Genomic DNA, 26,248 nt, shown 5'->3' on the forward strand with positions numbered 1-26,248 from the left:
GGAGGAGCCGATGGGCTTTACGGACGAGATCTGGCACGTCGTCTCGCGCCAGGACGAGCAGCCGCTGGGCGACATCGCCATTGAGGAGGCGGACTTCCCCTGGCTCAGCGGCCACTTCACCCCGGGCCCCGGATTCGCCGCGGTGAAGCCCCTGTTCGACCGCGAGCTGTCCCTGCTGGACCGCGTGAACGAAGAGCCCGACGCCTGGGAGGCGGCGTACGACGACGTCGTACGAGCGGTCGCCCTGGTGTCCCCGGACGGCCCGGTGGCGGAATTCCTCCTGCACATTCGGAACGACCAGGCCTGGTTCCGCTGGAGCGACACCCCGTTCCCCGACTCCTGAGCGCGGTCCTCCTCCGGTTTCACGGCGCCGAATCCGGCCTCGGCGGGCTTCGCGATACCTTCGGCAATTCGTTTCCCGTGCACGTGGTAGCGGCGCAAGGGTGACTCGACTCCGGCCGCCTGCATGGTCGGCGCGGACGCCTCGTTGACAGGGAGCGGGCTCCCCATGCGCCGACGAGGGCGCCCGAAAAAGCGACCGCACCCGGTCCAGCAGGGACTCCGTGCCGGAGTCCTGCGGACCGGATGCGGTCGAAAAGCGCTGCGTATGAGGTAACCGCAGGTCAAGCGGCATGATCGGCGATCAGGCCTTCTTCGTCTCCCAGAAGATCTTGTCGATCTGGGCGATGTAGTCCAGGGCCTTCTGGCCCGTGGCCGGGTCCTTCGAGCCCTTCGCGGTCGACAGCGCCTTCAGGGCGTCGTTGACCAGCTGGTGCAGCTCCGGGTACTTCTCGAAGTGCGGGGGCTTGAAGTAGTCGCTCCAGAGCACCGAGACGTGGTGCTTCGCGAGCTCGGCGCGCTGCTCCTTGATGACCGTCGCGCGCGCCTGGAAGTGGGCGTCGTCGTTGCCCTGCATCTTCTCCTGGACGGCCTTGACCGACTCGGCCTCGATGCGGGCCTGGGCGGGGTCGTACACGCCGCAGGGGAGGTCGCAGTGGGCGCTGACCTTCACCTTGGGGGCAAACAGGCGGGAAAGCATGGAGCTGTCCTTCCTCGTGATCGTCTTCTCAGGTGGGACATTACTCCGTGAGAAGCCTGTTTTCGCGGGTGCCCCCTAGGGCTTAGGACAAAAGTCCGGGGTCAGTATGGGACGGGTGGCGGAACGTACCGTGGGACCGGGAGGTGCCGAATGGCGGAGCACGGGCGGGAGCCGAGGGTGTCGTTGGGGATCGCTGTGGTGATGGGTCCGTCCATGTATCCGACGCTCAGGCACGGCGATCAGCTCCTCGTGCACTATCGCGCTCCCCTCAAGCCGGGCGACGTGGCGGTGCTGAAACACCCGTTGCAACAGGACTTGCTCATCGTGAAGCGGCTGGTGGAGCGGCGCGACGGTGGCTGGTGGGTGCTCGGGGACAATCCGGGGGCCGAGGGGGACAGCCGGGTGTTCGGCACGGTGCCCGAGGAGTTGCTGCTGGGGCGGGTCCGGGCGCGGTACCGGCCGCTGGGGGATCAGCGGTCGGCGCGTGCCGTGGTGTCCTGGCTGGTGTCGGCGCTGCGGCCGGTGTCGGCCGAGCGCTCGGTCTCCAGGCGTTTGCGGGCCCGGTAGGCGGCGACGTTGGCGCGGGTCGCGCAGCGGTCCGAGCAGTAGCGGCGCGAGCGGTTGGTGGACGTGTCCAGATAGGCGTTGCGGCAGGGCGCCGCCTGGCACAGGCCGAGCCGGTCGACGCCGTACTCCGTCAGATGGAACGCGAGCCCCATCGCCGCCGTCGCCGCGAACCCGGCGGTCGCGTTGGAGGGGTGGTCCGCGAGGTGCATGTGCCAGCGCGGATGGCCCTCGTCGTCGAGGAAGTCATGGCCCGAGATCTGCGGACTGACCGGGAATTCGAGCAGCAGTGAGTTGAGCAGGTCCACCGCCTGGGTGGCCTCGCCCTCGTCGGCGGCGGTGAAGACCGCGCGCAGTCGGGCCCGTACCGACCGGAAGCGGGTGACGTCCGCGTCGGTGGCGCGGCGGGCCGCCTGGGAGCTGGGGCCGAAGAGGGCGCGGACGGCCTCGACCGAGGTCAGGGTGTCCGTACCGCGGGCCGGTTCCTCGGTGTTGACCAGTCGTACGGCGGAGTCCGAGTAAGAGGCCAGTTCCACTTGTAGTCCTTACGGAAGCGGTCTAGGGTCTGAGGGCAACGATGTAATGGCTGATTTTGCTTCTAGGGTATTACAGGGGAGGGTTTCCATGACGGAGACGGGAACCGCGAGTGCGGGAACCACGGGAACCACGGGCACGGGGGCCGACGAGTCGGCGGGGACGGACTGGCGCGGCTGGCAGGAGAGCTGGGACCGCCAGCAGGAGTGGTACATGCCCGACCGCGAGGAGCGCTTCCGGGTCATGCTGGACATGGTCGAGGCCGCGGTGGGCCCCGAACCGAGAGTGCTCGATCTCGCCTGCGGTACGGGAAGTATCACGGACAGGCTGCTCCGCCGGTTCCCCGGAGCGACCAGCACCGGTGTCGACCTCGACCCCGCGCTCCTCGCCATCGCCCGCGGCTCCTTCGCCGGGGACGAGCGCGTGAGCTTCGTGACCGCCGATCTGAAGGACCCGGGCTGGACGGCGCTCCTGCCGTACGGCTCGTACGACGCCGTACTCACCGCGACCGCCCTCCACTGGCTGCGCGCCGAACCGCTCGCGGCGCTGTACGGGCAGCTCGCGGGCCTGGTCCGGGACGGCGGCGTGTTCATGAACGCCGACCACATGACGGACGACTCCACCCCCAGGATCAACGCGATCGAGCGCGCCCATCGGCACGCCGGAATGGATCGTGCGAAGGCCGCGGGCGCCCTCGACTGGGCGGGCTGGTGGGAGCTCGTCGGCCGGGATCCGGTCCTCGCGGGACCGGCCGCCGAGCGCTTCAGGATCTACGGCGAACACGCGGAAGGCGATACTCCATCCGTGGACTGGCACGCGCGGAAGCTGCGTGACGCGGGCTTCGACGGAGGTACGGACGGTCTGGTCCTCACCGTCCGACGCGCTCGCCCTCGCGCTCAAGTAGGCGGACCGACCGGGCCGGGCCGGGGCCGGCACACGGGTGAGGGGCGGTACGGACGGGTCCGTACCGCCCCTCACCCGTCCCGGACCACCTTCTACAGCACCTTCGACAGGAACGACTTCGTCCGGTCGTGCTGAGGGTTCGTCAGCACATCGCGCGGGTGGCCCGATTCGACGACCACACCGTCGTCCATGAAGACCAGCGCGTCACCGACCTCCCGCGCGAAACCCATCTCATGGGTGACCACGATCATCGTCATACCGTCCTGGGCCAGATCGCGCATCACGTCGAGCACATCGCCCACCAGCTCCGGGTCGAGCGCCGACGTGGGCTCGTCGAAGAGCATCAGCTTGGGCTCCATCGCCAGCGCGCGGGCGATCGCGACCCGCTGCTGCTGGCCGCCGGAGAGCTGGGACGGATAACTCCCGGCCTTGTCGGAGAGCCCGACCCGGTCCAGCAGCCGCTCGGCACGGGCGCGGGCCACGGCCTTCGCCTCGCCGCGCACCTGGATCGGCGCCTCCATGATGTTCTCGACCGCCGTCATATGCGGAAAGAGATTGAAGCGCTGGAAGACCATGCCGATGTCCCGGCGCTTCCTGGCGACCTCGCTGTCCTTCAGCTCGTACAGCTTGTCGCCCTTCTGGCGGTAGCCGACCAGCTCGCCGTCGACCGACAGCCGGCCCGCGTTGATCTTCTCCAGGTGGTTGATGCACCGCAGGAAGGTCGACTTGCCGGAGCCGGACGGGCCGATCAGACAGAAGACCTCGCGCGGGGCGACCTCCAGATCGATGCCCTTGAGGATATGGGCGGCGCCGAAGGACTTGTGTACGCCCTCGGCCTTCACCATCTGGGTCATGCCATGCCTCCCTTGGGCCGGCCGAGGGACAGCAGGTTGACGCGGACGCGCTGGAACGGGGTCATGGGCAGGCTGCGGCTCGACCCGCGCGCGTAATAGCGCTCCAGGTAGTACTGGCCGATGCTGAGCACCGACGTCAGGATCATGTACCAGGCCGCCGCCAGGAAGAGCATCTCCACCGTGGCGCCCGAGGTCTGGGACACGTTCTGGGTTGCGCGCAGCAGCTCGGTGTACTGCACCGCCACCGCCAGCGACGAGGTCTTCAGCATGTTGATGACCTCGTTGCCCGTGGGCGGCACGATCACACGCATCGCCTGGGGTACGACGATCCGGCGCAGCGTCTTGGTGTGGCTCATGCCCAGCGCGTGGGCCGCCTCGGTCTGGCCCTCGTCGACCGCCAGGAGGCCGGCCCGGCAGATCTCCGCCATGTACGCCGCCTCGTTGAGCCCGAGGCCCAGCAGCGCGCACAGGAACGGGGTCATGAACGAGGACCACTCGTCCTTGTAGACGGGCCCGAGGTTGATGTACTCGAAGACGATGCCCAGGTTGAACCAGACCAGCAGCTGTACATAGACCGGCGTGCCGCGGAAGAACCAGATGTAGAACCACGCGATGGCGGACGTCACCGGGTTCTTGGACAGCCGCATCACCGCCAGGACGATGCCGAGCACCACCCCGAGGAGCATCGCGAGCACCGTGATGATCACGGTGTTCTTGACACCGGTCAGTATCTGGCCGTCGAAGAAGTAGTCGGGGATGGCGCCCCAGTTCACGTCGCCCTGGGCGAACGCGTACACGAGCGCGACCAGCACTCCGATCGCGACGACCGCGGACACGTACCGCCCGTAGTGCCGCACCGGAATCGCCTTGATGGATTCCGGTGCGGTGGACGACGTGTCCCGTGGGCCTTCCTTGGGGTCGTCCGATTTGTCGATGCCAACCGTCACGGATGTTGCCTATGCCTTTCAGAGCCTTCGAAGCGGGCGCGGAGTCAGGAACCGCCGTTGAGCTTGGCTTCCTTGACCGCGCCGTCCTCGACGCCCCACTTGGCGATGATCTTGTCGTACTCGCCGTTCTTGATGATCGCCTCCAGCGCGGACTGGAGCGCCTTCGTCAGCGGGTTGTTCTTGGCGACGGCGATCCCGTACGGAGCGGCCTCGACCTGCTCACCGACCAGCTGGAAGTCATTGCCGCCGCCCGAGGTCTTCACCGCGTACGCCGCGACCGGGAAGTCACTGGAACCGGCGTCCGCGCCGCCGCCGCGCAGCCGGGTCTGGGCCTCCAGGTCGTTGTCGAAGGCCTCCAGCGTGATCTTGCCCTTGCGGGCCTGCGTGCACTTCTCGCTCTCGGACTTGGCCAGATCGTGCGAGACGGTGCCGCGCTGGACGACCATCTTCTTGCCGCAGAGGTCGGACCAGGCGGTGATCCCCTTGTCGTCGCCCTTCTTGGTGTAGATCGAGACACCGGCGGTGAAGTAGTCGACGAAGTCGACGCCCTCGCCGACCTTCTTGCCGGTGTCGCCGTCCACACCGTTCTGCCGGTCCTTCGTGTCCGTCATGGCCGACATGGCGATGTCGTACCGCTTCGACCGCAGACCGGTCAGCAGAGTGTCGAAGGTGCCGTTCTCGAACTCGAACGTCACGCCGAGCTGCTTACCGAGCGCGCCGGCGAGATCCGGGTCGATGCCGACGGTCTTGCCGGACTTGTCCTTGAATTCCACCGGCGGGTACGCGATGTCCGAGCCAACCTTGATGACGCCCTTGTCCTGGATCGCCTTCGGCAGCTGGTCGAAGAGCGGGGCCTCGGCGGAGGAACCGCTGACCTTCTTGGCGCCCTCGGTCTGGTCGCCGCACGCGGTCAGCAGCAGGGTGCCCGCGACCGCGAGCGCGCCGACCGCGGCGATCCTGGACTTCGCGACGGTCGTCCGGCGGGTGGTGCTAGCGGTCATGATCAGGATCCTCCGGCGGATGAGGGAGCTGCCAATTGGCCGAGCACGCGTCTTCGAGTGTCGCGACCGAGTGTGATTAGGGCATCTTGCCATTCGGGCTGGCCCATTCAGGGGACCAGGCATGTCAAAATCGGGTAACGGGAGACCCCCTCACCCCGGCATGGCGGTACATCAAGACCGGACCATCTGCTGGAATACCGCCTTTCGGCGGGATAATCTCCGGTCCGTCCCCCTTTCTGGGCATGATTCATGCCGCTTACCGGAAGTGTCCGAATATTCGGCTATGGGTCATCTCACCAGGGAGATGTGGACTCGTGGACGGTGCGGTCCGTCCGGTAAGAAGGACGATTACACCCCTCATCCGGGGCTCAGGGCGCGTGTGCGGCGCGCCCGCGCGTACGTATCACCTTTCGGGCCGAGCGGACCAACCGGCGCGGATCACGCACGCGGTGCCCACCCACCCCTCCTCAACCAGGAGCGGCAACCCTCAACTGATGAAGACTTAAGGGGTCATCCACATGGCAGCGGAGATTGTCAATCCTCGCAGCGACAGCGCCACCGACAACCAGGGCGGTACGGGGAGTGCTTCCGACGAGCGCTTCGATCCGGCCTTCGCGCTGCACCGCGGCGGCAAGATGGCCATCGTGGCCACCGTGCCGGTGCGTGACAAGGACGATCTGTCCCTCGCGTACACCCCCGGGGTCGCGAAGGTGTGCAGCGCGATCGCCGAGCGGCCCGAGCTGGTGCACGACTACACCTGGAAATCGCAGGTCGTCGCCGTCGTGACGGACGGAACGGCGGTGCTCGGACTCGGTGACATCGGGCCGGAGGCCTCGCTCCCCGTGATGGAGGGCAAGGCGATCCTGTTCAAGCAGTTCGGCGGGGTCGACGCGGTGCCGCTGGCGCTCGCGACCACCGACACGGACGAGATCATCGACACCGTCGTGCGGCTCGCGCCGTCCTTCGGCGGCGTCAACCTCGAAGACATCTCGGCGCCGCGCTGCTTCGAGATCGAGCGCAGGCTCCAGGAACGGCTGGACATTCCCGTCTTCCACGACGACCAGCACGGCACGGCCGTCGTGACGCTCGCCGCCCTGCGCAACGCGGCGAAGCTGACGAAGCGCGAGCTCGGCGAATTGCGCGCCGTCATCTCGGGCGCGGGGGCGGCCGGGGTCGCCATCGCGAAGTTCCTGCTGGAGGCGGGCATCGGCGATGTCGCCGTCACCGACCGCAGGGGCGTCGTCAGCCGCGACCGCGACGACCTCACCGACGTCAAGCGGGAACTGGCCGAGATCACCAACCGCGCCGGGCTCTCCGGCTCGCTGGAGTCCGCGCTCTCCGGCGCGGACGTCTTCATCGGCGTCTCCGGCGGTACGGTCCCGGAGCCGGCGATCGCGTCGATGGCGCCGGGCGCGTTCGTCTTCGCGATGGCCAACCCGAACCCGGAGGTCCACCCCGACATCGCGCACCAGTACGCGTCCGTCGTGGCCACCGGGCGCTCCGACTACCCGAACCAGATCAACAACGTGCTCGCCTTCCCGGGGATCTTCGCGGGCGCGCTCCAGGTCCGGGCGTCCCGGATCACGGAGGGCATGAAGATCGCCGCGGCGAACGCGTTGGCCGACGTGGTCGGCGAGGAGCTGGCGGCGGACTATGTGATTCCGTCGCCGTTCGACGAGCGGGTGGCCCCGGCGGTGACGGCCGCGGTGGCGGCGGCGGCGCGATCGGAGGGCGTGGCCCGCCGGTAGCCTCCGGCGTTGCGCCGTCCGGCGGGGGGTCGTGGTGCGGTCGTCTTTGGCCCGGGGCCGGTTTCCGGGTGCGGGTTGTCGCCGGGTGTCGCTCCGGGGCTCGCGCCCTGGACGGCATGCTGTGCTTTTCCGGGGGACACCCCCGGACCCCCGTACGGCGCGACTCTGGCCACAGTCGGAGCACGGGCGGTCGCGCGCCACACATCACGCTTCAGTGTCCCGGACACGACCCCTGCGCGCCCCCCTTCACCGCCCGCACAAGCCACGAGGTCGTGTGCGAGGGCGGGCGGGGGAGGCGGCGGCACCCTCCCGCACCGGCCCACTCACCCCCGCCGAGTGGCCGGGGCCGCCGGGCCGCACTCACCCCCATCCTCAGGCGGGCGGTGAGTGGGAGCCGACCGCCGGGGGGAGGGGGTCGGGGTCGCAGGAGGTGCGTGTCCGGACGTAAAGCGTCGCAGCTCGCGCGAAGCGCGGTGACCACGCGACGGAGTCGCATATCGATCGCAGCGCAGTTCGGACACGGACCTCCGGAGGCCCCGGCCCCCGGCACACGACCACGCACCCCGCACCGCACCCGCACCCCGCACCGCACCCGCCCCCCGCCGGACGGCGCACCGCACCCCTCCGCCGGACGGCGACCCCCGCCGGAAGTTTGGTCGCGGGCCGCTCCCGGTTCACGCTCGCCTGTTGTGATGCTCCGTGACATCTGCCGACACAGGAGGCGCTTGTGAACCTGCTCGTCAACGGTGACGCCGAGCGTGGGCCCGGAGGGAGCGCCGAGCCGGTGGCCGCCGTCCACGGATGGGTCGTACGGGAAGGCGCGCCCGCGCTCGTCGGGTACGACGTCGGGAACGGCTATCCCACCCCCGCCGACCCGGGCCCCGGCGCCGCACACCGAGGCAGCCGGTTCTTCTCCGGCGGGAACAGCCCCCGCACCGCGCTCGTCCAGGACGTCCCGCTGCCCGTCGCCGGGAAGGCCGGCCGCGCCGCCGTGGACGCCGGGCGCGTGCGGTACGCCGTGTCCGGGTGGCTCGGCGGGTACGCCGCGCAGGAGGACGGCGCCAGGCTGTCGGTCGAGTTCCGCGACGGCAGGGGCACCCCCGTCGCCCTGTCCGTGCTCGGCCCGGTCACGGCGGCCGAACGCGGCGGCAGGACCGCGCTGGTCGAGCGGACCGCCGAGGCCGCCGTGCCGCCCGGCGCGCGGTCGGCGCGGGTGCTGCTCGTCTTCACCCGGACCGGCTCCGGGGTTTCCAACGACGGTTACGCCGACGCGATATCGCTGACTCTGACGGCCTCGGGGGGACGGGCATGAAACTGAACCGACGCGATCTGCTCAAGGCGGCCGGAGCCGCCGGAGCGCTCAATGTGGTCTGGCCGCTGAGCGCCGGCCTCTCGCCCGCGCAGGCCCGCGAGGCCGCCGAGGCGCTCGGCTCGACGTACGACGCCGCGCCGTTCACGCTCGGCGTCGCCTCGGGCGATCCGCAGCCGACGAGCGTGGTGCTGTGGACGCGCCTCGCGCCGGAGCCGTTCGCCGAGTCCGGCGAGCAGCCGCTGCCGGAGGTCGTCGAGGTGCGCTGGGTCGTGGCCGAGGACCGGGCGCTGCGCCGGGTCGTCGCCCGGGGCACGGCGCCCGCGTCCGCGACGCTCGGGCACAGCGTGCACGTACCGGTCCACGGCCTGCGTCCGGGCAGCGAGTACTGGTACGCGTTCACCGCGCTGGGCCGTACCAGCAGGCTCGGCAGGACCAGGACCGCACCCTCGGGACGCGTGCGGAGTGCCCGCTTCGCCACGGCCAACTGCCAGAATTACCCGCAGGGTTACTACGCGGCGCTGCGCGGGATCGCCCGCGAGCGGCTGGACTTCGTCATCCATCTCGGCGACTACATCTACGAGTACGGGCCCGAGGGCGGCGATGTCGTCCGCGACAACAACGGCCCGATGATCTACACGCTCGCCGACTACCGCAAGCGCCACGCGCTGTACAAGGGCGATTCCTCGCTGCGCGAGGCGCACGCCGCCCACCCCTGGTTCCTGACCTGGGACGACCACGAGGTCGCCAACGACTACAGCGGTACGGGCGGCGGTGCGCCGTTCCTCCAGCGCCGGGCCGCCGCCTACCAGGCGTGGTACGAGCATCTGCCGCACCGCGACGCCGGTGACTCCGCGCTGCCCGACCCGGACATCCACCGGGTACGCCGCTGGGGCGATCTGCTGGAGCTGGCCGTGCTGGATCTGCGGCAGTACCGCTCCGCGCAGAACCTCCCGGACGGCACGATCCTCGGCGCCGGCCAGAAGGCATGGCTCAAGCAGACCGTCGACCGCGCCCCCGACTCCTGGCACATCTGGGCCAACTCGATCATGCTCAGCCAGCTGCGCGGCTCGCCCGGCGGTTCGTACATGTTCACCGACCAGTGGGACGGCTTCCTCACCGAGCGCAAGGAGGTGCTCGAACACGTCCGTACGAGCGGCCTCGAAGACCTCGTCGTCCTCACGGGCGACTGGCACTCGGCGTTCGTCGACGACATCAGGCCGGACTACGACAACACGGAATCGCCCGTCATCGGTACGGAGTTCACGGCGCACTCGGTGACCTCCAGCGCGTACGACCCGGGGTGGAACGCGACCAACGGCCCGATCATGGGCCGGGCCAATCCGCACCTCCAGTACTTCGAGGGAAACCGCTACGGCTACGACGTGTACGAGGTGACACCGGAGCGCTTCACCACCCACATGCGGGTGATCGAGGACCGCCGGGATCCGGCCTCGCCCGTCTCCACGCTGACGACCTTCCATGTGGACCGGGGGACGGCGGGCGCGTACGAGGACCCGGCGACGAGGAACTCGCCCGCGCAGTACCGCAGGGACTGATCCGGGGCGCGGGACGCGTGTCACACGCGCGTACGGTTCCTCCGCGTCCCGCACCCGCCCTATCGTCAAGGTCATGTTCGCCGCCTACGCAGCCCGTATTGACCGCGACCACCCCCTCGACGGACTTGAGCTGGGCGAACGCCCCGCGCCCGAGGTACGACCCGGCTGGACCACCGTCACGGTGAAGGCCGCCTCGCTCAACCACCACGATCTGTGGTCGCTGCGAGGGGTCGGCCTGCCCGAGGGCAGGCTGCCGATGATCCTCGGCTGTGACGCCGCCGGTCTCGACCCGGACGGCAACGAGGTCGTCGTGCACGCCGTGATCGGCGGGGGCGACCACGGCACCGAGCCCCGTTCGATCCTCACCGAGCACTACCAGGGCACGTTCGCCGAGCAGGTGACCGTGCCCGCCGGGAACGTACTGCCCAAGCCGCCGGAGCTCACCTTCGAGCAGGCCGCCTGTCTGCCGACCGCCTGGCTGACCGCGTACCGCATGCTGTTCACCAACGCCGGTGTACGGCCCGGGGATTCGGTCCTCGTCCAGGGCGCGGGCGGCGGGGTCGCCACGGCGGCCATCGTGCTCGGCAGCGCCGCGGGGCTGCGGGTGTACGCGACCAGCCGCGACGAGGCCAAGCGGGCGCGCGCGCTCGAACTGGGCGCGCTGGAGGCGTACGAGCCGGGCGCGCGGCTGCCGCACCGGGTGGACGCCGTCATCGAGACGGTCGGCGCCGCGACGTGGTCACACTCCGTCAAGTGCCTCCGGCGCGGCGGCACGCTGGTGATCTCGGGCGCGACGAGCGGCGACCGTCCGGCGCACGCCGAGCTGACCCGGATCTTCTTCCTGGAGCTCAGGGTCGTCGGCTCGACGATGGGCTCCAGGGACGAGCTGGAGGACCTGCTCGCCTTCTGCGCGGTGAAGGGCGTACGGCCGGTGATCGACGAGGTGCTGCCGCTGGAGCGGGCGCGGGAGGGCTTCGAGCGGATGGCGGCGGGCGATCTGTTCGGCAAGGTCGTACTGACTCCCTGAGGTTGTCAACTTTTGTTGACAAGGCCTCCATGTCAACGTACGTTGACGTCATGACCGAAGCAACGGATCTCGCCGAACGGGCGGGTGACCGCGACCCCCGGGTCGGGCTGAGGGCGGTCGCCGCGCTGCGGCGGCTGCTGGAGCAGCTCGAAGCCGTACAGGTGCGCAGCGCCCGCAACCAGGGCTGGTCGTGGCAGGAGATCGCGGACGAGCTGGGCGTCAGCCGGCAGGCCGCGCACAAGAAGCACGGGAGGCAGTGATGTTCGAACGCTTCACCGACGGCGCCCGCGGTGTGGTCACCGGGGCCGTCGCACACTCCGAACGCAAGGGCGCGGACACGGTCACCGACGAACACCTGCTGCTGGCGCTGCTCGACCAGCGGGGCACCCGCGCGTCCTTCGCGCTGGCCGCGCTCGGTGTCGCCGACCGGCGCGAGTCCCTGGAGGGAGCGTTCGCGGAGGCGCGCAGGCGGGGCGGGCTGACGAAGGCGGACGCGGACGCGCTGGCCGGGATCGGGATCGACGTGGGAGAGATCGTCTCGAAGGTCGAGGCGGCCCACGGGGAGGGCGCGATGCAGGTCGGCAAGAGGTCGAAGCGGTGGTGGTCGGGGCACCGCGCGTTCACGCCGGAGGCGAAGGCCGCGCTGGAGAAGTCGCTGCGGATCGCACTGGGCCGCGGCGATCGCCACATCGGCGACGAACACCTCCTGCTCGCGCTGACGGCCCGGCCGGGGCTGGTGGCGGAGGTCCTGGCGGACCACGGCGCGACGTACGCGGCGGTGGAACGCGCGATGTTCGGCGGCCTGTCGGAGGCGAGCTGAAGCCCGCGCCGGTCGGTGGCGGGCGGTAAAGGGGGGCGGGCGGGGGTCGTGTCCGGGACACTGAAGCGTGATGTGTGGCGTGCGAACGCCCGTGTCTCAACGCTGGGCAGCTGCGCGCCGTACGGGGGTCCGAGGGTGTCCCCCGGGAAAGCACAGCATGCCGTCCCGGGCGGCGGCCCCCGCCGGAACGCGCACGTCACCCGTTGCGCGTGCGCAGCACCTCGCCGATACGCGTCGCCGCCGACGACAAGTGCCGCCTCGCCTCCGTCAGTTGCGCCTCCGTCACCCCGTTGTCCCGCGCCGCGTCCCGGATGTCGTCGCGGAAGCGGTCGAGCAGCCGGTCCAGGTCGCGTGCCGGGTCGCCCGTCCGTGGGGTGTCCTCCGCCCAGCCCGGGTCGGGCTCCGCCTGCGGGGCGGGCGGCTGTTTGCGGGTGGACCATGCCGTGGCGGCCAGGCCGCTGAGCTGGTCGGCCAGTTCCGACATGCCTTCGCGTACGGCGCTCGGCCAGTCGCCTTCCACGAAGTGGTCCTGGACCTGGTCCTGGACCTGCTTCGCGATGCGCTCCACCGTCTCGCGGGTCTGCTGCGCGTCCTCGCGGGCCCGGCGGGACTCGTCCTTCGCCCGGCGGGCCTGCTCCTTCCACTCCTGCTTCGCGCGCTTGAGTTCCTCCTTGGCCGCGCGCCAGGAGTCGTTGTCCCCGAAGGCCGACTCCCAGTCCTTCCGTGTGCCGCCCTTGCGTGCCTCGCCCTTGCGGGTCTCGGAGGCCGCCGCGCGCATCTCGCTGCGCAGCTGGCCCGCCGCGCCCCGTACGTTGTCACGGATCTCCGCGGCCAGCTCGGCCACGGACTCGCGGATCTCCAGCTCCAGGTCGGCCAGCTCGCCCCCGCGTCCGGCCAGTTCGGCGCGGCCCGCGTCGGTGATCGAGTAGACCTTGCGGCCGCCTTCGGTGGCATGGGTGACGAGGCCCTCGGCCTCCAGCTTGGCCAGCCGCGGGTAGACCGTGCCGGCGGACGGTGCGTACAGGCCCTGGAAGCGCTCCTCCAGCAGGCGGATCACCTCGTAGCCGTGGCGCGGCGCCTCGTCGAGGAGCTTGAGCAGGTAGAGGCGGAGTCGGCCGTGGGCGAAGACCGGAGACATGGTCAGAACTCCTTCGTGTCGGCGGGCGCGGTGCCGGCCGGGGAGGGGGCGGGGGAGTCGTACGGGCCGTCCTCCGCCGGTGGCCTTCTCAGCAGCGCGATCGAGCCGGACACCGTGGTCGCCTTGAGCGTGCCCGTGCCCGCACCCAGCGTGCCGGTGATCTTGTGTGCGCCCCATTGGCCGCTGACCCGCAGATCGTCGAACGCGTTGGAGACGGCGCCGCTCGCCGTGTTCACCTCGACCCGCGCGTCCGTGGGGTGCGGCAGCCGGATCGCGATCTCGCCCGAGACCGAGGTCAGCTTGATGTCGGTGGGCGCGCCCGCCGGGTCGAGGTCCACGACCATGTCGCCGCTGACCGAGTCGGCCCGTACAGACGAACCCGCGCCCTCGACGACCGTCAGATCGCCCGAGACGGAGTGGAAGCGGAGGCCGCCGGTGACCGCCTGGGCCTCCACATTGCCGGAGACCGTGTCCGCGCGTACTTCGCCGGACAGCCCCACGAGCGTGGTGTCGCCGCTGACGCCCCGTACGTCCGTACGTCCCCGTACCCCCGAGACCACGGCCCCCGCGCCGACCACCCCGACCTCGACCTCGGTCCCGGCGGGGACCGCGACGGAGACGACCGCGCTGCGGCGCCTGCCCTTGGGGTCCAGCCAGTTGAGGAAGTCCTTCCAGGGCAGGTCCTCGTAGGCGACCGTGAGCGTGGAGCCGCTTCTGGTCACGATCAGCGGCGGACCCACGATCTGGGAGATCTCCAGATGGGCGCCGCCCTGTTCGTTCAGTACGGCCTCGTCGGTGCCGACGACGTTCACGGTTCCGTTGACCACCCGCACATTGAGCGAGGTCACCGGGTCGTCGAAGGTGAGCTTTCTCGGCTCGGCGACTTCCCACGTCGACTCTGCCATGGTGCTGACCTCCCGAGGCCCCGGCGGAACGCAACATATCGCGTCTCTTGATGAACACGATATATCGCGGCTATCGGAAGTCAAGGCCGGGTGGCCGAACGAGTGGAGCGCAACGGCGGCCGCCCGGAGGTCACGGCGCCCATATCCGGGCAAAGTGCCCTAGCGTAAAGCTATGAACGCGACTTCCGTGGGGGCTCTGCTGCTCTGCCGGGCCGAGCCGGCGGTGGTACGGCCCGCCGCCCACCTGCTCCGCGAACGGCTGCTGCTCGCCCCGGCGGGCGAGGGCTGGACCGTACTGGTCCCCGAGGGCAAGCCCTGGCTGCACGGCGGCGATCCGGTCGACCGGGTCGTCGTGAGCTGGGCCACCGCGCTCGCCGTCGGCTCCAACTGGCCGGTTCTCGCCCTGTGGTGGGACGCGGGCCGGGCCGGCTACACCCTGGCGGCCGCCTTCCGGCGCACCGTCGGCTATGTCTGGCTCGCGGACGGCACGCCCGCGGGGGAGGACGAGGCGATGCGGACGTTCGCGGCCCGCCTCGGCCTCGATCCCGTACTGGATCTCCAGGCGCTGGGGCAGCTGACCGGGCAGGATCCGGAGGCCGACTCCAGGACCAGGCTGCGCGCGCTGGTCACGTTCCTCACCCGTGCGGACCTCGTGCTTCCGGCGGGTCTCACACCGGGAGAACCGGCCGACCGGCTGCGTGAGGTGGCACGGATCCAGCCGGGCGCCGAGCAACTCGAATGGGCGGGCTGGCGCGACACCGTACGGGCCGAGCTGGATGTGGTGGAGGACGGGCCGCTGGGCCCCTGGCTCCGTGGCCCCAAGGCCCGGCTGCTCGCCGCCGCCCAACTCGCGACGGGCGTACCGCTGGTCCTCTGGGCGGCCCGCCGCCGGAGCGCCGGATGGGTCTTCGCGGGCACGCTGCTCGTCACGCACGGCGTGCTGGGACTCGCGTACGACCGGTTCCGCGCCCAGGAATGAGGCCGGGCGGTGCGAAGGCGTGTCGTACGGGCTATTCGTTGTCCTCGTCGTCTTCGTCGTCTTCGTCGTCCAGCCGCGCCAGCCATGTCGCGAGACGTTCGACCGGGACCTCGAAATCGGGATTGAGGTCGACAAACGTACGCAGCTGTTCGGCCAGCCACTCGAAAGTGACCTCCTCCTCGCCGCGCCGTTTCTCCAGTTCCTCGATCCCACGGTCGGTGAAGTACATGGAATCAGCCTAATGCCTGGTGGGCGGGGTGTGAGGACCGGGAGCGAGGCCCCGCGTCCGCCGAGAACCGTCCGGGTACATACCGCCGTCCTTTCCCATGACCCTCGCGCCGGCTCTCTACTGCCGTTAATCTGCGGGGAATTGGGGGAACGGGGGAAGTCATGGGTGATGACGAGGCCAATGTCACGCGCATCGAAATGCCGGATGGTACGCCCGTATGGGCCCGGATCTCGGGGGCCGAGGAACTGCGCCGCCCTTCCGGGGGCCTGACGTACGCGGACACCGGGTTCGCCGACCAGGTGCAGGCGCGGGTCGAGAGCCTGCAATCCGTCGTGACCAGCGTCGCGCGGTCTCTCGCCGGGCCTCTACGCGCGGTGCGTCCCGACGAGGTGAGTGTCGAGTTCGGCATCGAACTCACCGCCAAGTCCGGCAAGATCATCGGACTGCTCGCGGACGGTGAGGCCAAGGGGGGCATCAAAGTCACCCTGACCTGGAACGGCGGCGGTCCGCCCGCCGACCTCGCCGCGCCACGGCCACTGGTGCCGCCCCAGACCGCGCCACCGCCGCCACCGTCCGCGCCGCCGACGGTCCCGCCCGCCGCGCAGCCCGCCGTCCCGGCGCAGCCCGCCGTCCCGCCCGCCGGTGGCACGCCCGGCGCACGTCCCGGCGCACCGGCGCATCCTGACGGGCCCACGCCCCCGGCCGGGAGCGGAGCATGATCGACGGGCTCGGCCGGGGTGTGCCCGGAGCCTTCGGCGACGGCGGACTGGCCCTCCTCGACCTCGTCATGGCCGCCACCGTGCGCATCCATGGCCCGGAGGGCGGGTATGACCCTGACGGGCCAAGCGGAAGCTTCCTGGGGAGCGGCTTCTTCATCGCCCCGAGCTGGGTTCTCACATGTGCGCATGTGGCGTTGCAGGGGGAGGGGCGGGACGTGACCGTGGTCTTCGAAACCGGTCCCCGAAGCGGCGAGACGGCGGTCGCGGGTGCCGTCGTGGCGGCGCTTCCCGAGGCGCCCCCGGGCGGCGGCGGTCCCGGTGCGGGCTGGCCGGCGCCCGATCTCGCGCTCGTCCGGCTCAGCAGACCCGTCGACCACGCCTGTGTGTACGTCAGCGAGCGCCCGGCGAAGTTCTTCGGCGGCGAGCAGGTGCTCTACTCGGGCTGGACCGAGGTGGGCGGCCGGCTGAAGCGGCTCAGCGGGCAGTGCGCCGTACAGGGCACGGTCGGCGGCTGGGCCGACTCCGACGAGCAGATGCGGCTCGGCGGGGATGTGCTGCCGCCGGGGGTCTCCGGCGGGCCCGCCGTCGATCTGCGCCGCGGCGAAGTGATCGGGGTGCTGAAGTCACAGCTCCTGGGTGCCATGGGCGGGACGTCCATCACCATTGACCGGCTGCGTTCGCTGCCCGTGCCCGCCGCCATGGCCGGGGCGGAGTCGGACGACGACTACCAGGCGGTGTTCCACGCCCATGACCGCTACCACGCCGACCGGCACATCAGCCGGGTGGGCACCGGCCGTACGTGGACCGATGTGCAGAGCTCCCTGGCCACCGGCGCCGACCGCGCGCTGACCCCGCAGCAGCGCGTCATGCTGCTCGGCAGGCTCGCCGAGCTGCCGCCGCCGGTCTCCACCCACAGCCTGCTCGATCTGCTCTTCCGGCTGCCCAATGTGCACTCCGTGGACCGCTATCCGGCGCCGCGCAGCTGGCGGGACGGGCTCGGGGCGCTCTACGAGACCCGTGGCGGGGAGGCCGCGCTCGAACTCGTCCTGCGCTACTGCATGAGCGTCATCTCCGCCGAGCGCCCCTATGTCACGCACACCACCGCGGCGGCCGAGGAAGCGCTCTGGGGCTGGGTGAAGGTGATCGCCGACGAGCGGCTCTCGCGGGAGTTCCGCAACGAGATCACCCGGCTGTGGTCGGCCGGACGCCACCGTACGGACCGCGAGCAGCGGCGCGCGTCCCCGGCCTACGGGGAGCGGCTCCGGGAGGGGGAGCGCCCCTTCGTCCTGCTGGAGCTGGAGCCGCGCGGCTGGGAGCGGGACAGCTACGACTGGCGGGTGGGTGTCGCCCGGCACAGCGGAGAGGTGGTGCCGGTCGCCGAGGACAGCCGCGGCACCCCGGGTCACTCCCTGCGCACGCGCGTCACCGCCGCGCTGACCGAGGCGTTCCGCCGCTGCGACGAGCCGGACAGCCCCGCCATGCTCCAGGTCGCCGTCGTGCAGGCACTGCTCGCTCTTGAGGTGGACGGCTGGCAGCTGTCGCCCGACGAGCCGCCGCTCGGGGTCACGCGTCCGGTGGTCGTGCGCTGTTCGGACCAGGAGCCACCGCTCTCGGAGGACGAGTCCCGCGAGCGCAGGGCGCGCTGGAACCGTACGTGGAGCGCGGCGATGCAGGCCGAGATCTTCGACTGCGAGGACGGACTGCGGGTACCCGTTCCGACGGAGGAGGCACTGCGCTCGCTGGCGTACGAGACCGTGCCCGTGCTCTGCCGCTACGGCGACCGGCCCGACGGGGAGACCGCCGCCGGGCTGGCGCGGGTGGTGCGCGGCGGCTTCCATGTCGCCCTGCTGCGACGCGGCATGGACCGTCCCGACGTGGTCTGCGCGGACTTCCACCGGGGCGCGGTGGCCACCGTCGCGGAGGCGGGCACCGCCGATCAGCTGCCGTGGAAGATCCAGGAACTGAGACAGGGAGTACGCGCGGGCCGTACGGAGATGTACTGGTCGGACGGCGTCGCGCTCTTCTACGACGATCCGCACCACCCGCTGCCCGGTTCCGGCCAGTTGCTGGAGGCGCCGTGAACCGCCCCGGCCATCGGCCTCTTACGGGGTCGGCGGCGGATCGCTACCGTGTGGCACGTTCGGCGGTTGCTGCCCCTGGCGGACGAGTGATGACGAGGAACACGCAATGAGTGAACCCAGCGAGTGGCTCATCTATCGAGGGGCCGGCGAGCCGCACGGAGGCATCACGCAACTGCCTCCGCCGCCTCCCTGGCGGGACTTCGCGGGCCGCGGCGACAACTCCCCGCACGGCGAGGGCGGTACGGACGACGGCAAGGACGGCGGCGACGGCTCCGCCGACCGGCGGCTCGGCGGCTACCGGCACGAGGCGGAGCTGCACCGGCCGGGCGCCGAGGAGCTCGAAATGATCAACGCGGCCCTCTACTTGAGGCGCCCGCTGCTGGTCACCGGAAGCCCCGGCGCGGGCAAGAGCACCCTGGCCCACTCCGTCGCGCACGAACTGGGGCTCGGCAGGGTGCTGCGCTGGCCCATCGTCAGCAGGTCCGCCCTCCAGGACGGGCTGTACCACTACGACGCGATCGCCCGGCTCCAGGACGTGCAGCTGGCCGCGCACAGCGTCGTTGGCACGAACGGCGCGAACGGCACGAACGGTGCGGACGGTACGGACCGCCACGACCCGTCGGCGGACATCGGCAGCTATATCCGGCTCGGCCCGCTGGGCACCGCGCTGCTGCCCTCGGAGCAGCCCCGCGTGCTGCTCATCGACGAGCTGGACAAGAGCGACATCGATCTGCCGAACGACCTCCTCAATGTGCTGGAGGAAGGGGAGTTCGGCATTCCGGAGCTGGAGCGGATCGCCGACCGGCTGCCCGACGGCGAGGCCGAGGTCCTCACCGACGACGGCAAGAAGGTGAAGATCAAGGGCGGCCGGGTGCAGTGCCGGGCCTTCCCGTTCGTCGTCCTCACCAGCAACGGCGAACGCGACTTCCCGGCGCCCCTGATGCGCCGCTGTATCCATCTGGAGCTGGGCCGCCCCGACCACCAGCGGCTCGCCACGTTCGTACGGGCACATCTCGGCGACGAGGCCGCGCGCGCCGGCGACGATCTGATCATCCACTTCCTGGAGCGCTCGCGCAGCGAACTCATCTCCACCGACCAGCTGCTGAACGCCATCTATCTCACCGACGCCGCCGCCCCGGCGGGTCGCGACCGTCTCGCCGACCTGCTCATCCAGCGACTCGACCGGCCGAGGTGATGTGCTGATGGCGGGCGGTGCGGCGGACCGTACGACGGACGGCCCGGCGGGCGGGCGGGCGCCGTACGACGGCGCTCTGCTGACCGCGCTCGTCGCCCGGCTGCGTGAGGCCGGTCTCGACCCCGACGCCGAACAGCTCTGCGACGCCCTCTGGCTGGCCGAGCAGACCGGCCGCGGCCGGACGCGGCAGGGCTCCGGAGAGGACGGCGAAGCGGGCGCGGACGGCGGCGAGCGGCCGGCCGCCACCGGCGCGACGGCCGTGGCACCCGCGACCCTCACCGACTCCGTCCAGGAGACCGAGCCGGAGGACGAGCCCGCGCCGCGGCCGGACCCCGGCGAGGAGGACGACCGCCGGATCTCCCTCTATCCCGTACCGAGCCACGGCGGACCGCGCACGCGGTACGGGCGCGGCGCCACCGCGCTCACTCTCGGGGTGCCCGCCGCGCCCGCGCTGCCCGCCCCCCTCGAACTCCAGCGCGCGTTACGGCCACTTCAGCGCTACCGGCCGGCCGCCCCGCCGTTGCGCCGTACCCTTGACGAGGTGGCGACTGTGGAACTGAGCGCTCGGGCCGGCGGGCTGATCATCCCGGTCTTCCGCGGGGTGTCGCGGGCGGACGCGCTGCTCCAGTTCGTCATGGACGCCTCGTCGTCGATGCGCGTCTGGGAGCGGCTCTTCGCCGAACTCCAGCAGATATTCGGCCAGTTGGGCGCCTTCCGGGATGTGCAGGTGCGCTATCTGCACCAGGGGCCCGACGGCGCGCCCGCCGTCAGCAGAAGTCCCGACCCGGCCGCCGCGCCGCTCAGCTCCGCCGACCGGCTGAGCGACCCGACCGGACGTCGCGTCACCGTCGTCGTCAGCGACTGCGCGGGCCCGCTCTGGCACAGCGGACGCGCCCACCGGCTGCTGCACCAGCTCGGCCGCCAGGCGCCCACCGCCGTACTGCAACCGCTGCCGCAGCGCATGTGGAACCGCACCCGGCTACCCGTCACCTACGGTGTGCTGTCCCGGGGCGAGGGGCCGGGCGGCGCGGCCGTGCTGAAGGTCGGCGGCGACGCCGCCACGGCGCCAGCCGCGCGGCCCGGAGCCCTCGCGATCCCCGTACTGCCACCGGTCGCGGGCGCGCTCGACGCCTGGGCGCGGCTGCTGTCGGGCACCGGCGCGGGCCAGATCTCCGGCGCGGTCGCCTGGGTGCGCGCCGACCATCCCGGGGCGCCCGCGCCGCGCCACGGCGACCGGATGTCCTCGCTCCAGCTGGTCAGCCGGTTCCGCTCGGCCGCCTCGCCGGCCGCCGGCCAACTGGCCGTCTATCTCGCCGCGGCCCCGCTCTATCTGCCGGTGATGCAGCTGGTGCAGCGCACGATGCTGCCCGACTCGGGCCCGTCCGAACTGGCCGAGGTGCTGCTCAGCGGACTGCTCTCGCGCAGCAAGGGCGACGGCGCGGACGACGGGCAGTGGTACGAGTTCGCGCCGGGCGTCCAGGACGCGCTGCTCGGACCGCTGGGACGGGACGAGGCGCTGCTCGTGCTCAAGCACTGCTCGGAGTACATCGAGCAGAGATTCGGCAGGGGCGGCCCCAACTTCCCCGCACTGGCCCTGGCCCAGCTGGGCGACAGCAGCCGCGGCCCGTACCTCCCGCGCGGCGGTCTCGACGACGACGGCGCGTTCCGCGGCGAGGGCGAGACGGAGATCGAGCCGGACGGCGAGCACGGCGACTCCGGGGAGAACGGCGGGCCGGAGGGCGGCGTGCGGCGCGCCCCGGATCCCTTCGCCGAGGTCGCGGCCCGGGTGCTGGAGCGGTTCATGCCGCTGCCCGACCAGTTCGCGCCGTACGGCGGCGGTCAGGTCCTCGACCCGCCCACCAACGACGCGGTGGAGAGCGCCCGCGGGCTGCTGCGCCAGTTCGATTCGGACAGCATGGTGCAGTATCTGATCGACGCCGTACAACTGCTGCGCGGCGCCACCGAGCGCGAGGAGCCGGCGTCCGGCTCCGACCCCGAGCTGTGGGCCGAGTTCGCCCGCTGTCTGCTGCGGCTGTGGGAGGTCCAGGGCGGCGCCGGACTGCTGCGCGAGGCCGAACGCGCCGCAGAGAAGGCCGCCGCGCACCCCCGGGCCGTCCGCGAACGGGCCGTGCTCGCCAAGGTGTTGCACGCCGCAGCCGACGACCGGCGGCGGCGCGGTGACCGGCGCGCCGCGCTGGAGCTGCTGCGCCGCGCCGACCGCGAGTACACCGTCGCCTGCGCGGCGCCGGGACTGGAGCCCGGCGAGGCCCTGCGGCTGACTCTGGAGCGGGTGCGCGCCCTGGAGGCGCAGTGGAGGCTGGGCGGCGACAGCGCGCTGCTCCAGGGCGCGATCGGCATGCTGGAGGCGTTCGCCGACGTCTGGCCCGACCAGGAGAACCGGCCGCCCGGCCTGCCGCTGGCCCATGGACGTACGCTGCTGCGGCTGTCCGGCGCGACCGGCGACCTCGAACAGTCCCAGGTGTACGCGGGCCAGGCGGCGCGCTCGCTGCGCAGAGCGCTCGCCCCCGGCGGTCACACCGTCGGCACCCAGGCCCGGATCCTGCTCGATCTGGTGGACGCGCTGCTGCGGTCCGGCGACGGCCTGGACGAGGCGGGGACGCTCGTCGAGCAGTCGCTGGTGACCGTACGGGACGAACGGCTGCTCGCCTCGCTCAGGACCAGGGCGGGCCGGGTGCGGGTCGCCCGGTACGAAAGCTCCGACGACCCGGGCGATCTGGAGGAGGCCGCCGAGTACTTCGCCCGTGCCTCGCGCGGAATCCCCCGTGACTCCCGGGCCCACGCGGATCTGCTCGCCGAGTGGGGCAGGACCCTGCTGAGACGCGCGGAACTGCCGGACGGCAGTCGCTACATCGGCGCGGCGGTACGGGTGCTGCGCGACTGCCGTACGGAAACGGTGCCCGGCATCCGGCAGGCCGACCGGCTGCTGATGCTGGGGAAGGCCCTGATGCTGCGTCACCGGCTGGGCGGCGACCGGGTGGATCTGCGGGAGGCCGAGCATCTCTTCGGGCTCGCGGCCCAGGAGGCGCGCGACCCGCTGACCGCCGCCCGCTGCTGGCTGGAACTGGGCCGCTCGCACTTCGACGCGCACCGGATCCTGCAGCGGCCGGCCCGGCTCGACGAGGCGGCCGAGGCGTTCAGGGACGCGGCGGACTCGGCCAGGACCGCGGAAGCGGAGCTGGACAATCCGCGACAGCGGCTGGAAGCCGTGGCACTGCGCGCCGAGGCCAATCACTGGCGGGGCATGACCTATGAGGAGGCCGGAAGGCCCCGGGCCGCGCGCGAGGCGTACCGCGCGGCGCGTACGGAGTGGGGCAAGCTGCCGGACGGCGGCGGCGACCGGGCGCGTTCGACGATGGAACGGCTGGCCGAGCTGGAGCGGTGAGGACCGGGCGCGTACGGGGTACGGGAAGGGGTACGACCGATACGACAGCACGGACACGGCAACGGGGAGGCCTGATGGACGAGTTGGCACGGACGACACACACAGTGGATGCGACGGACGCGACACATGCGACGGACGCGGGCGCGCCGGACGGTCCCGGCGGTCTGCCAGATCTGCTGGCGCTGGACCTGGAAACGCTGCGCACCCTCGACCACCCGGTCCTCGCCGAGGTGGTCGCGGATCTGCGCGGCCGGGCCGAGCAGCCCCGCGAGATGCTGTGGGGCTTCACCAACGCGTTCTGACCGGACGGATCCTGGTTCCGTTCCCGGGCCCGCGGGTGTTTTCGGCCCGGGGCCTCTGTTGAACAGGACAACCTGTCGCACCACGCGTTTGCCCGCCGGGTCGTCCAGGGAACCAGCCTCGGGCCTGTCCGGGCGATCCCCGGCCGTCCCGGACGCCGTACAGCATCGGGGGTGTGGAGTGTCTCGACAGGCGATGGCGCGCGGGCCGACGCCCGTGCCGGCACCGGTGGTCCGAGGGGCGCCCACCGCCGCCCCCACGCCCGTCCCGGCCCCCGTCCCCGCTCACTCGCCCGTTCCCTTCGGGCAGTTCATCGTCAAGGTGCACGGCCGCTGCAACCTCGCCTGCCGCTACTGCTATCTGTACGAGGGCCCCGACCGCACCTGGCGCGAGCGCCCTGCCGCCGCCTCGCCCGCCGTCCTGGACCGCGCGGCGTCCCGTATCGCCGAGCACGCCGCCACCCACGGGCTACGGGAACTCTCGCTCGTCCTGCACGGCGGTGAGCCGCTGCTCGCGGGCGCGGGCCGACTGGCCGCCTTCGCCGCGCTCGTACGCGAGCGGGTACCGCCCGGCCGCACCGTCCACACCACCGTGCAGACCAACGCCACCCTGCTCACCGAGGCCAGGATCGCCACCCTCGCCCGGCACGGAATTCGCGTCGGCATCAGCCTCGACGGCGGACTGGCCGCCCACAACACGCTGCGCGTCGACCACGCGGGCCGCCCCTCCTGGCCCGCGGCCTCGCGCGGCGCCCGGCTGCTCGCCGAGCACCACCCCGAGGCGTACGCGGGCATCCTCACGGTCGTCGACCCGCGCACCGACCCCGCCGAGGTGTACGCGTCCCTGCTCGCGCTGCGCCCGCCCGCCCTCGATCTGCTGCTCCCGCACGGCAATTGGTCCGCCCCGCCGCCCGGTCTGCCCGACGCCGGCCCCGGTGGTCCTGATGGCCCCGATGGCCACAACGCCCCGGGCGGTCACGACGCCCCCGGTGGTCCCGGCTTCTCCGACCGCCCCACCCCGTACGGCGACTGGCTGAGCGCGGTCTTCGACCGCTGGTGGTCGGCCGGGCGCAGAGAGACCCGGATCCGGCTCTTCGAGGAGTGTCTCGCCCTGCTGCTCGGCCTGCCCGGCGCCACCGAGTCCCTGGGGCTCGACCCCGTCAACGCCATCGTGATCGAGACGGACGGCGCCATCGAACAGGTCGACTCCCTGAAGTCCGCCTACGACACGGCCGCCGCCACCGGACTCGACATCTTCCGGCACACCTTCGACGACGCCGGCAGCCATCCCGCGGTCGCCGCCCGCCAGTCGGGCGCCGCGTCCCTCGCCGCAGGCTGCCGCGCCTGTCCGCTGCTCACCGTCTGCGGCGGCGGCCACTACGCCCACCGCTACCGCGCGGGGCACGGCTTCACCAACCCCTCCGTGTACTGCGCGGACCTCCAGCGGCTGATCCGCCATGTGGCGGCCAGGCTCGGCGAAGCGACGACCCCCCGGCCGGTGAGCAGGGGAGGCTCCGGGTGAGCCCCGTCGTACCGGAGCCACTGCTGCGTGAACTCGGCCGTACCGAGGGCGGATCCGAAGCCCTCGGGCTGCTCGTGCGCGACCAGCACACGCGCCGGCTCGTGCTGCTGCGGGCCCTGCTCGACGCGGCGTCCGCCGCCCCCGCCGCCGTCTGCCCGCCGGGCCGGCTCGACCGGCTGCGCCAGGACTGGGCGCTGCTGGAGGCCGCCGAGCGCGCGGACCGGGCCGCGGCGCGCTCCGTCCTGCTCCATCCGCTGGCGGGCCCCTGGGCACAGCGTTGTCTGCGCGGCCTCACCGCCGCCGTGCCGACCCCCGAACTCGCCGCCGATCTGGCCCACTTCAGTGCCCTCGCCGCAGCGGCGGCGATCCGCGCGGGGCTGCCCTTCCAGGCGCGCCTCACCGCCCCCGACGGGCTGCTCGTCCTGCCCACGCTGGGCGCGCTGCGCACCGGCCCGGGAACAGCGACGGCGGTCGACATCGCCCAGGCTGACGGGGAGGTGACGCTACGTCAGCAAGGCGCCGGAGCCGTCACCGTACGGCTTGGCGAGGACGGCACGCCCTCGGCGGGCCCTCGCTCCGGCGACCCGCGCTGGCTGCCCGTGCTCACCCTCCCCGCCGTCCTGCCGGGCACCGCGCCCGTACCGCTGGACGACCTCGATCCGTACCGCACGGCGGGCAGCGGTCTCCAGCGGTTCGGGCTCTCCTCCGTCGCGGGGCTCGACGCGAGGGAACGCGCGGCATGGCGGGAGCTGTGGGACGGGGTGGCGCCCATGCTCCGGATCGGCGGCGCCCACCGCACCGCCGAGACGGCGGCCCTGCTGCGCTGTCTGGTCCCGCTCTCCCCGCCGCCCGGCTCCACCTCCCCGGGCTCCCCATCCGTGGGCTCCACCGGTACCGGTTCGCCGTCCACCCGCGAGGGCGCCGCGCAGTGCAGCGGGACCCGGCGCGAGGCGTTCGGCGCGATCCTGAGCAGCAGGCCCGCCACGGCCGCCCACTTCGCGTCGACCCTCGTCCACGAACTCCAGCACACCAAGCTCGCCGCGCTCGCGGCCCTCACCCCGCTGCACCACGAGGACGCGACACCACGGCACTTCGCGCCCTGGCGCCCCGACGCCAGGCCCTTCGACGGGCTGCTCCAGGGCGCCTACTCGCATATCGCGCTCGCCGACTACTGGCAGCGCTGCGCGCTCGGCGCGGACCGCCCCTCCGCCCGCGATCCGGCCTGGGCCGAGCACGCGCGCTGTCAGGAGCAGGTCGGCGCGGTCCTGCCGGTGCTGGCGGCCTCCGGCGCGCTGACCCCGGAGGGCCGCGTTCTCGTCAACGAGATGATCTCCATGTACCACCGGCTGGCCGACACACCCCCGCCGCCCGGACATCTCGCCCGAGCGGTGGCCTACGTCCGCACCGCGCGCATGATCTGGCGCCAAAGGAACGCAAGTTAATGCGGCGCGCACCCGGATGGATTCCGTGCGC

General features: G+C 71.9%; 24 protein-coding genes and 1 pseudogene. 17 read left to right on the top strand and 8 right to left on the bottom strand.

What is annotated here, in order from left to right; genetic code table 11:
* The first annotated feature begins 10 nt into the window (after nt 1–10).
* On the top strand, nt 11–343 hold the full coding sequence (locus ACIRQP_RS05850; RefSeq protein ID WP_403884012.1) for a hypothetical protein: 333 nt from the start codon (nt 11–13) through the stop codon (nt 341–343).
* Nucleotides 344–643: 300 nt separating this feature from the next.
* Here ACIRQP_RS05850 and sodN read toward each other — a convergent pair whose 3' ends face one another.
* Nucleotides 644–1,039, bottom strand: a complete 396-nt coding sequence (sodN, locus tag ACIRQP_RS05855; RefSeq protein WP_403884014.1) for a superoxide dismutase, Ni — start codon at nt 1,037–1,039, stop codon at nt 644–646.
* Nucleotides 1,040–1,189: 150 nt separating this feature from the next.
* Between sodN and sodX the strand changes: the two genes are divergently transcribed.
* On the top strand, nt 1,190–1,606 hold the full coding sequence (gene sodX / locus ACIRQP_RS05860; protein WP_403884017.1) for a nickel-type superoxide dismutase maturation protease: 417 nt from the start codon (nt 1,190–1,192) through the stop codon (nt 1,604–1,606).
* Here sodX and ACIRQP_RS05865 read toward each other — a convergent pair.
* Complete coding sequence (locus ACIRQP_RS05865; protein ID WP_403884020.1) at nt 1,510–2,139, bottom strand: CGNR zinc finger domain-containing protein; 630 nt, start codon at nt 2,137–2,139, stop codon at nt 1,510–1,512. The genes sodX and ACIRQP_RS05865 overlap by 97 nt on opposite strands.
* An 88-nt stretch (nt 2,140–2,227) precedes the next feature.
* Here ACIRQP_RS05865 and ACIRQP_RS05870 point away from each other — a divergent pair.
* Nucleotides 2,228–3,041, top strand: a pseudogene (locus ACIRQP_RS05870) (class I SAM-dependent methyltransferase).
* 91 nt (nt 3,042–3,132) lie between these two features.
* On the opposite strand, the gene ACIRQP_RS05875 reads toward ACIRQP_RS05870, so the two are convergent.
* Genes ACIRQP_RS05875 through ACIRQP_RS05885 form a run of 3 tightly spaced genes read right to left on the bottom strand, consistent with a single transcriptional unit; the run spans nt 3,133 to nt 5,842 of the window.
* On the bottom strand, nt 3,133–3,885 hold the full coding sequence (locus ACIRQP_RS05875; protein WP_106979208.1) for an amino acid ABC transporter ATP-binding protein: 753 nt from the start codon (nt 3,883–3,885) through the stop codon (nt 3,133–3,135).
* 5 nt (nt 3,886–3,890) lie between these two features.
* Nucleotides 3,891–4,841 carry an amino acid ABC transporter permease gene (locus tag ACIRQP_RS05880; protein WP_403884022.1) on the bottom strand — a complete coding sequence of 317 codons (951 nt, stop codon included), beginning with the start codon at nt 4,839–4,841 and terminating at the stop codon, nt 3,891–3,893.
* Between the two features lie 44 nt (nt 4,842–4,885).
* Nucleotides 4,886–5,842 carry an ABC transporter substrate-binding protein gene (locus tag ACIRQP_RS05885; RefSeq protein WP_403884025.1) on the bottom strand — a complete coding sequence of 319 codons (957 nt, stop codon included), beginning with the start codon at nt 5,840–5,842 and terminating at the stop codon, nt 4,886–4,888.
* 518 nt (nt 5,843–6,360) lie between these two features.
* On the opposite strand from ACIRQP_RS05885, the gene ACIRQP_RS05890 reads away from it, so the two are divergent.
* The 6 genes from ACIRQP_RS05890 (at nt 6,361) to ACIRQP_RS05915 (ending at nt 12,305) form a co-directional block, all read left to right on the top strand.
* Nucleotides 6,361–7,590: an NADP-dependent malic enzyme gene (locus tag ACIRQP_RS05890; protein WP_403884028.1), complete on the top strand. Its 1,230-nt coding sequence runs from the start codon at nt 6,361–6,363 to the stop codon at nt 7,588–7,590.
* Nucleotides 7,591–8,317: 727 nt separating this feature from the next.
* Nucleotides 8,318–8,902 (top strand): phosphoesterase, encoded by a 585-nt coding sequence (locus tag ACIRQP_RS05895; RefSeq protein ID WP_403884031.1) that lies wholly within the window; start codon nt 8,318–8,320, stop codon nt 8,900–8,902.
* Nucleotides 8,899–10,458: an alkaline phosphatase D family protein gene (locus tag ACIRQP_RS05900; protein WP_403884034.1), complete on the top strand. Its 1,560-nt coding sequence runs from the start codon at nt 8,899–8,901 to the stop codon at nt 10,456–10,458. Before ACIRQP_RS05895 ends, ACIRQP_RS05900 begins: the two co-directional genes overlap by 4 nt.
* Before the next feature lie 73 nt (nt 10,459–10,531).
* Nucleotides 10,532–11,485: a zinc-binding dehydrogenase gene (locus ACIRQP_RS05905; protein ID WP_403884037.1), complete on the top strand. Its 954-nt coding sequence runs from the start codon at nt 10,532–10,534 to the stop codon at nt 11,483–11,485.
* A 50-nt stretch (nt 11,486–11,535) separates the two neighbouring features.
* Nucleotides 11,536–11,745 carry an HTH domain-containing protein gene (locus ACIRQP_RS05910; RefSeq protein WP_030355647.1) on the top strand — a complete coding sequence of 70 codons (210 nt, stop codon included), beginning with the start codon at nt 11,536–11,538 and terminating at the stop codon, nt 11,743–11,745.
* Nucleotides 11,745–12,305 carry a Clp protease N-terminal domain-containing protein gene (locus tag ACIRQP_RS05915; protein WP_403884040.1) on the top strand — a complete coding sequence of 187 codons (561 nt, stop codon included), beginning with the start codon at nt 11,745–11,747 and terminating at the stop codon, nt 12,303–12,305. The genes ACIRQP_RS05910 and ACIRQP_RS05915 overlap by 1 nt, the downstream gene beginning before the upstream one ends.
* Nucleotides 12,306–12,501: 196 nt before the next feature.
* Here the strand turns inward: ACIRQP_RS05915 and ACIRQP_RS05920 are convergent, their stop codons facing one another.
* Nucleotides 12,502–13,443 (bottom strand): helix-turn-helix transcriptional regulator, encoded by a 942-nt coding sequence (locus ACIRQP_RS05920; protein WP_403884043.1) that lies wholly within the window; start codon nt 13,441–13,443, stop codon nt 12,502–12,504.
* A 2-nt stretch (nt 13,444–13,445) separates the two neighbouring features.
* Nucleotides 13,446–14,348 (bottom strand): DUF4097 family beta strand repeat-containing protein, encoded by a 903-nt coding sequence (locus ACIRQP_RS05925; protein ID WP_403884046.1) that lies wholly within the window; start codon nt 14,346–14,348, stop codon nt 13,446–13,448.
* 172 nt (nt 14,349–14,520) lie between these two features.
* Between ACIRQP_RS05925 and ACIRQP_RS05930 the strand changes: the two genes are divergently transcribed.
* Nucleotides 14,521–15,327 carry a hypothetical protein gene (locus ACIRQP_RS05930; protein ID WP_403884049.1) on the top strand — a complete coding sequence of 269 codons (807 nt, stop codon included), beginning with the start codon at nt 14,521–14,523 and terminating at the stop codon, nt 15,325–15,327.
* A 31-nt stretch (nt 15,328–15,358) separates the two neighbouring features.
* Here ACIRQP_RS05930 and ACIRQP_RS05935 read toward each other — a convergent pair whose 3' ends face one another.
* A complete protein-coding gene (locus ACIRQP_RS05935) occupies nt 15,359–15,556 on the bottom strand; it encodes a DUF6104 family protein (RefSeq protein ID WP_403884053.1) in 198 nt (65 codons plus the stop codon).
* A gap of 161 nt (nt 15,557–15,717) precedes the next feature.
* Between ACIRQP_RS05935 and ACIRQP_RS05940 the strand changes: the two genes are divergently transcribed.
* The 7 genes from ACIRQP_RS05940 (at nt 15,718) to ACIRQP_RS05970 (ending at nt 26,217) form a co-directional block, all read left to right on the top strand.
* The gene (locus ACIRQP_RS05940; protein WP_403884056.1) at nt 15,718–16,275 is read left to right on the top strand and encodes a CU044_2847 family protein; all 558 of its coding nucleotides are present in this window, start codon (nt 15,718–15,720) and stop codon (nt 16,273–16,275) included.
* Complete coding sequence (locus ACIRQP_RS05945; protein WP_403884059.1) at nt 16,272–18,356, top strand: trypsin-like peptidase domain-containing protein; 2,085 nt, start codon at nt 16,272–16,274, stop codon at nt 18,354–18,356. The genes ACIRQP_RS05940 and ACIRQP_RS05945 overlap by 4 nt, the downstream gene beginning before the upstream one ends.
* 106 nt (nt 18,357–18,462) lie before the next feature.
* A complete protein-coding gene (locus ACIRQP_RS05950; RefSeq protein WP_403884062.1) occupies nt 18,463–19,551 on the top strand; it encodes an AAA family ATPase in 1,089 nt (362 codons plus the stop codon).
* A 7-nt stretch (nt 19,552–19,558) separates the two neighbouring features.
* The gene (locus ACIRQP_RS05955; protein ID WP_403884065.1) at nt 19,559–22,954 is read left to right on the top strand and encodes an SAV_2336 N-terminal domain-related protein; all 3,396 of its coding nucleotides are present in this window, start codon (nt 19,559–19,561) and stop codon (nt 22,952–22,954) included.
* Between the two features lie 74 nt (nt 22,955–23,028).
* On the top strand, nt 23,029–23,256 hold the full coding sequence (fxsA, locus tag ACIRQP_RS05960) for an FxSxx-COOH cyclophane-containing RiPP peptide (protein ID WP_403884068.1): 228 nt from the start codon (nt 23,029–23,031) through the stop codon (nt 23,254–23,256).
* 193 nt (nt 23,257–23,449) lie between these two features.
* The gene (locus ACIRQP_RS05965; protein WP_403884071.1) at nt 23,450–24,775 is read left to right on the top strand and encodes a radical SAM protein; all 1,326 of its coding nucleotides are present in this window, start codon (nt 23,450–23,452) and stop codon (nt 24,773–24,775) included.
* Nucleotides 24,772–26,217, top strand: coding sequence for an aKG-HExxH-type peptide beta-hydroxylase (locus ACIRQP_RS05970; protein ID WP_403884074.1), 1,446 nt, complete (start codon nt 24,772–24,774; stop codon nt 26,215–26,217). Before ACIRQP_RS05965 ends, ACIRQP_RS05970 begins: the two co-directional genes overlap by 4 nt.
* Nucleotides 26,218–26,248: the final 31 nt, after the last annotated feature.

Origin of the sequence: Streptomyces sp. NPDC102274 (assembly GCF_044766385.1) — a bacterium.
In the GTDB taxonomy this organism is placed as follows: domain Bacteria; phylum Actinomycetota; class Actinomycetes; order Streptomycetales; family Streptomycetaceae; genus Streptomyces.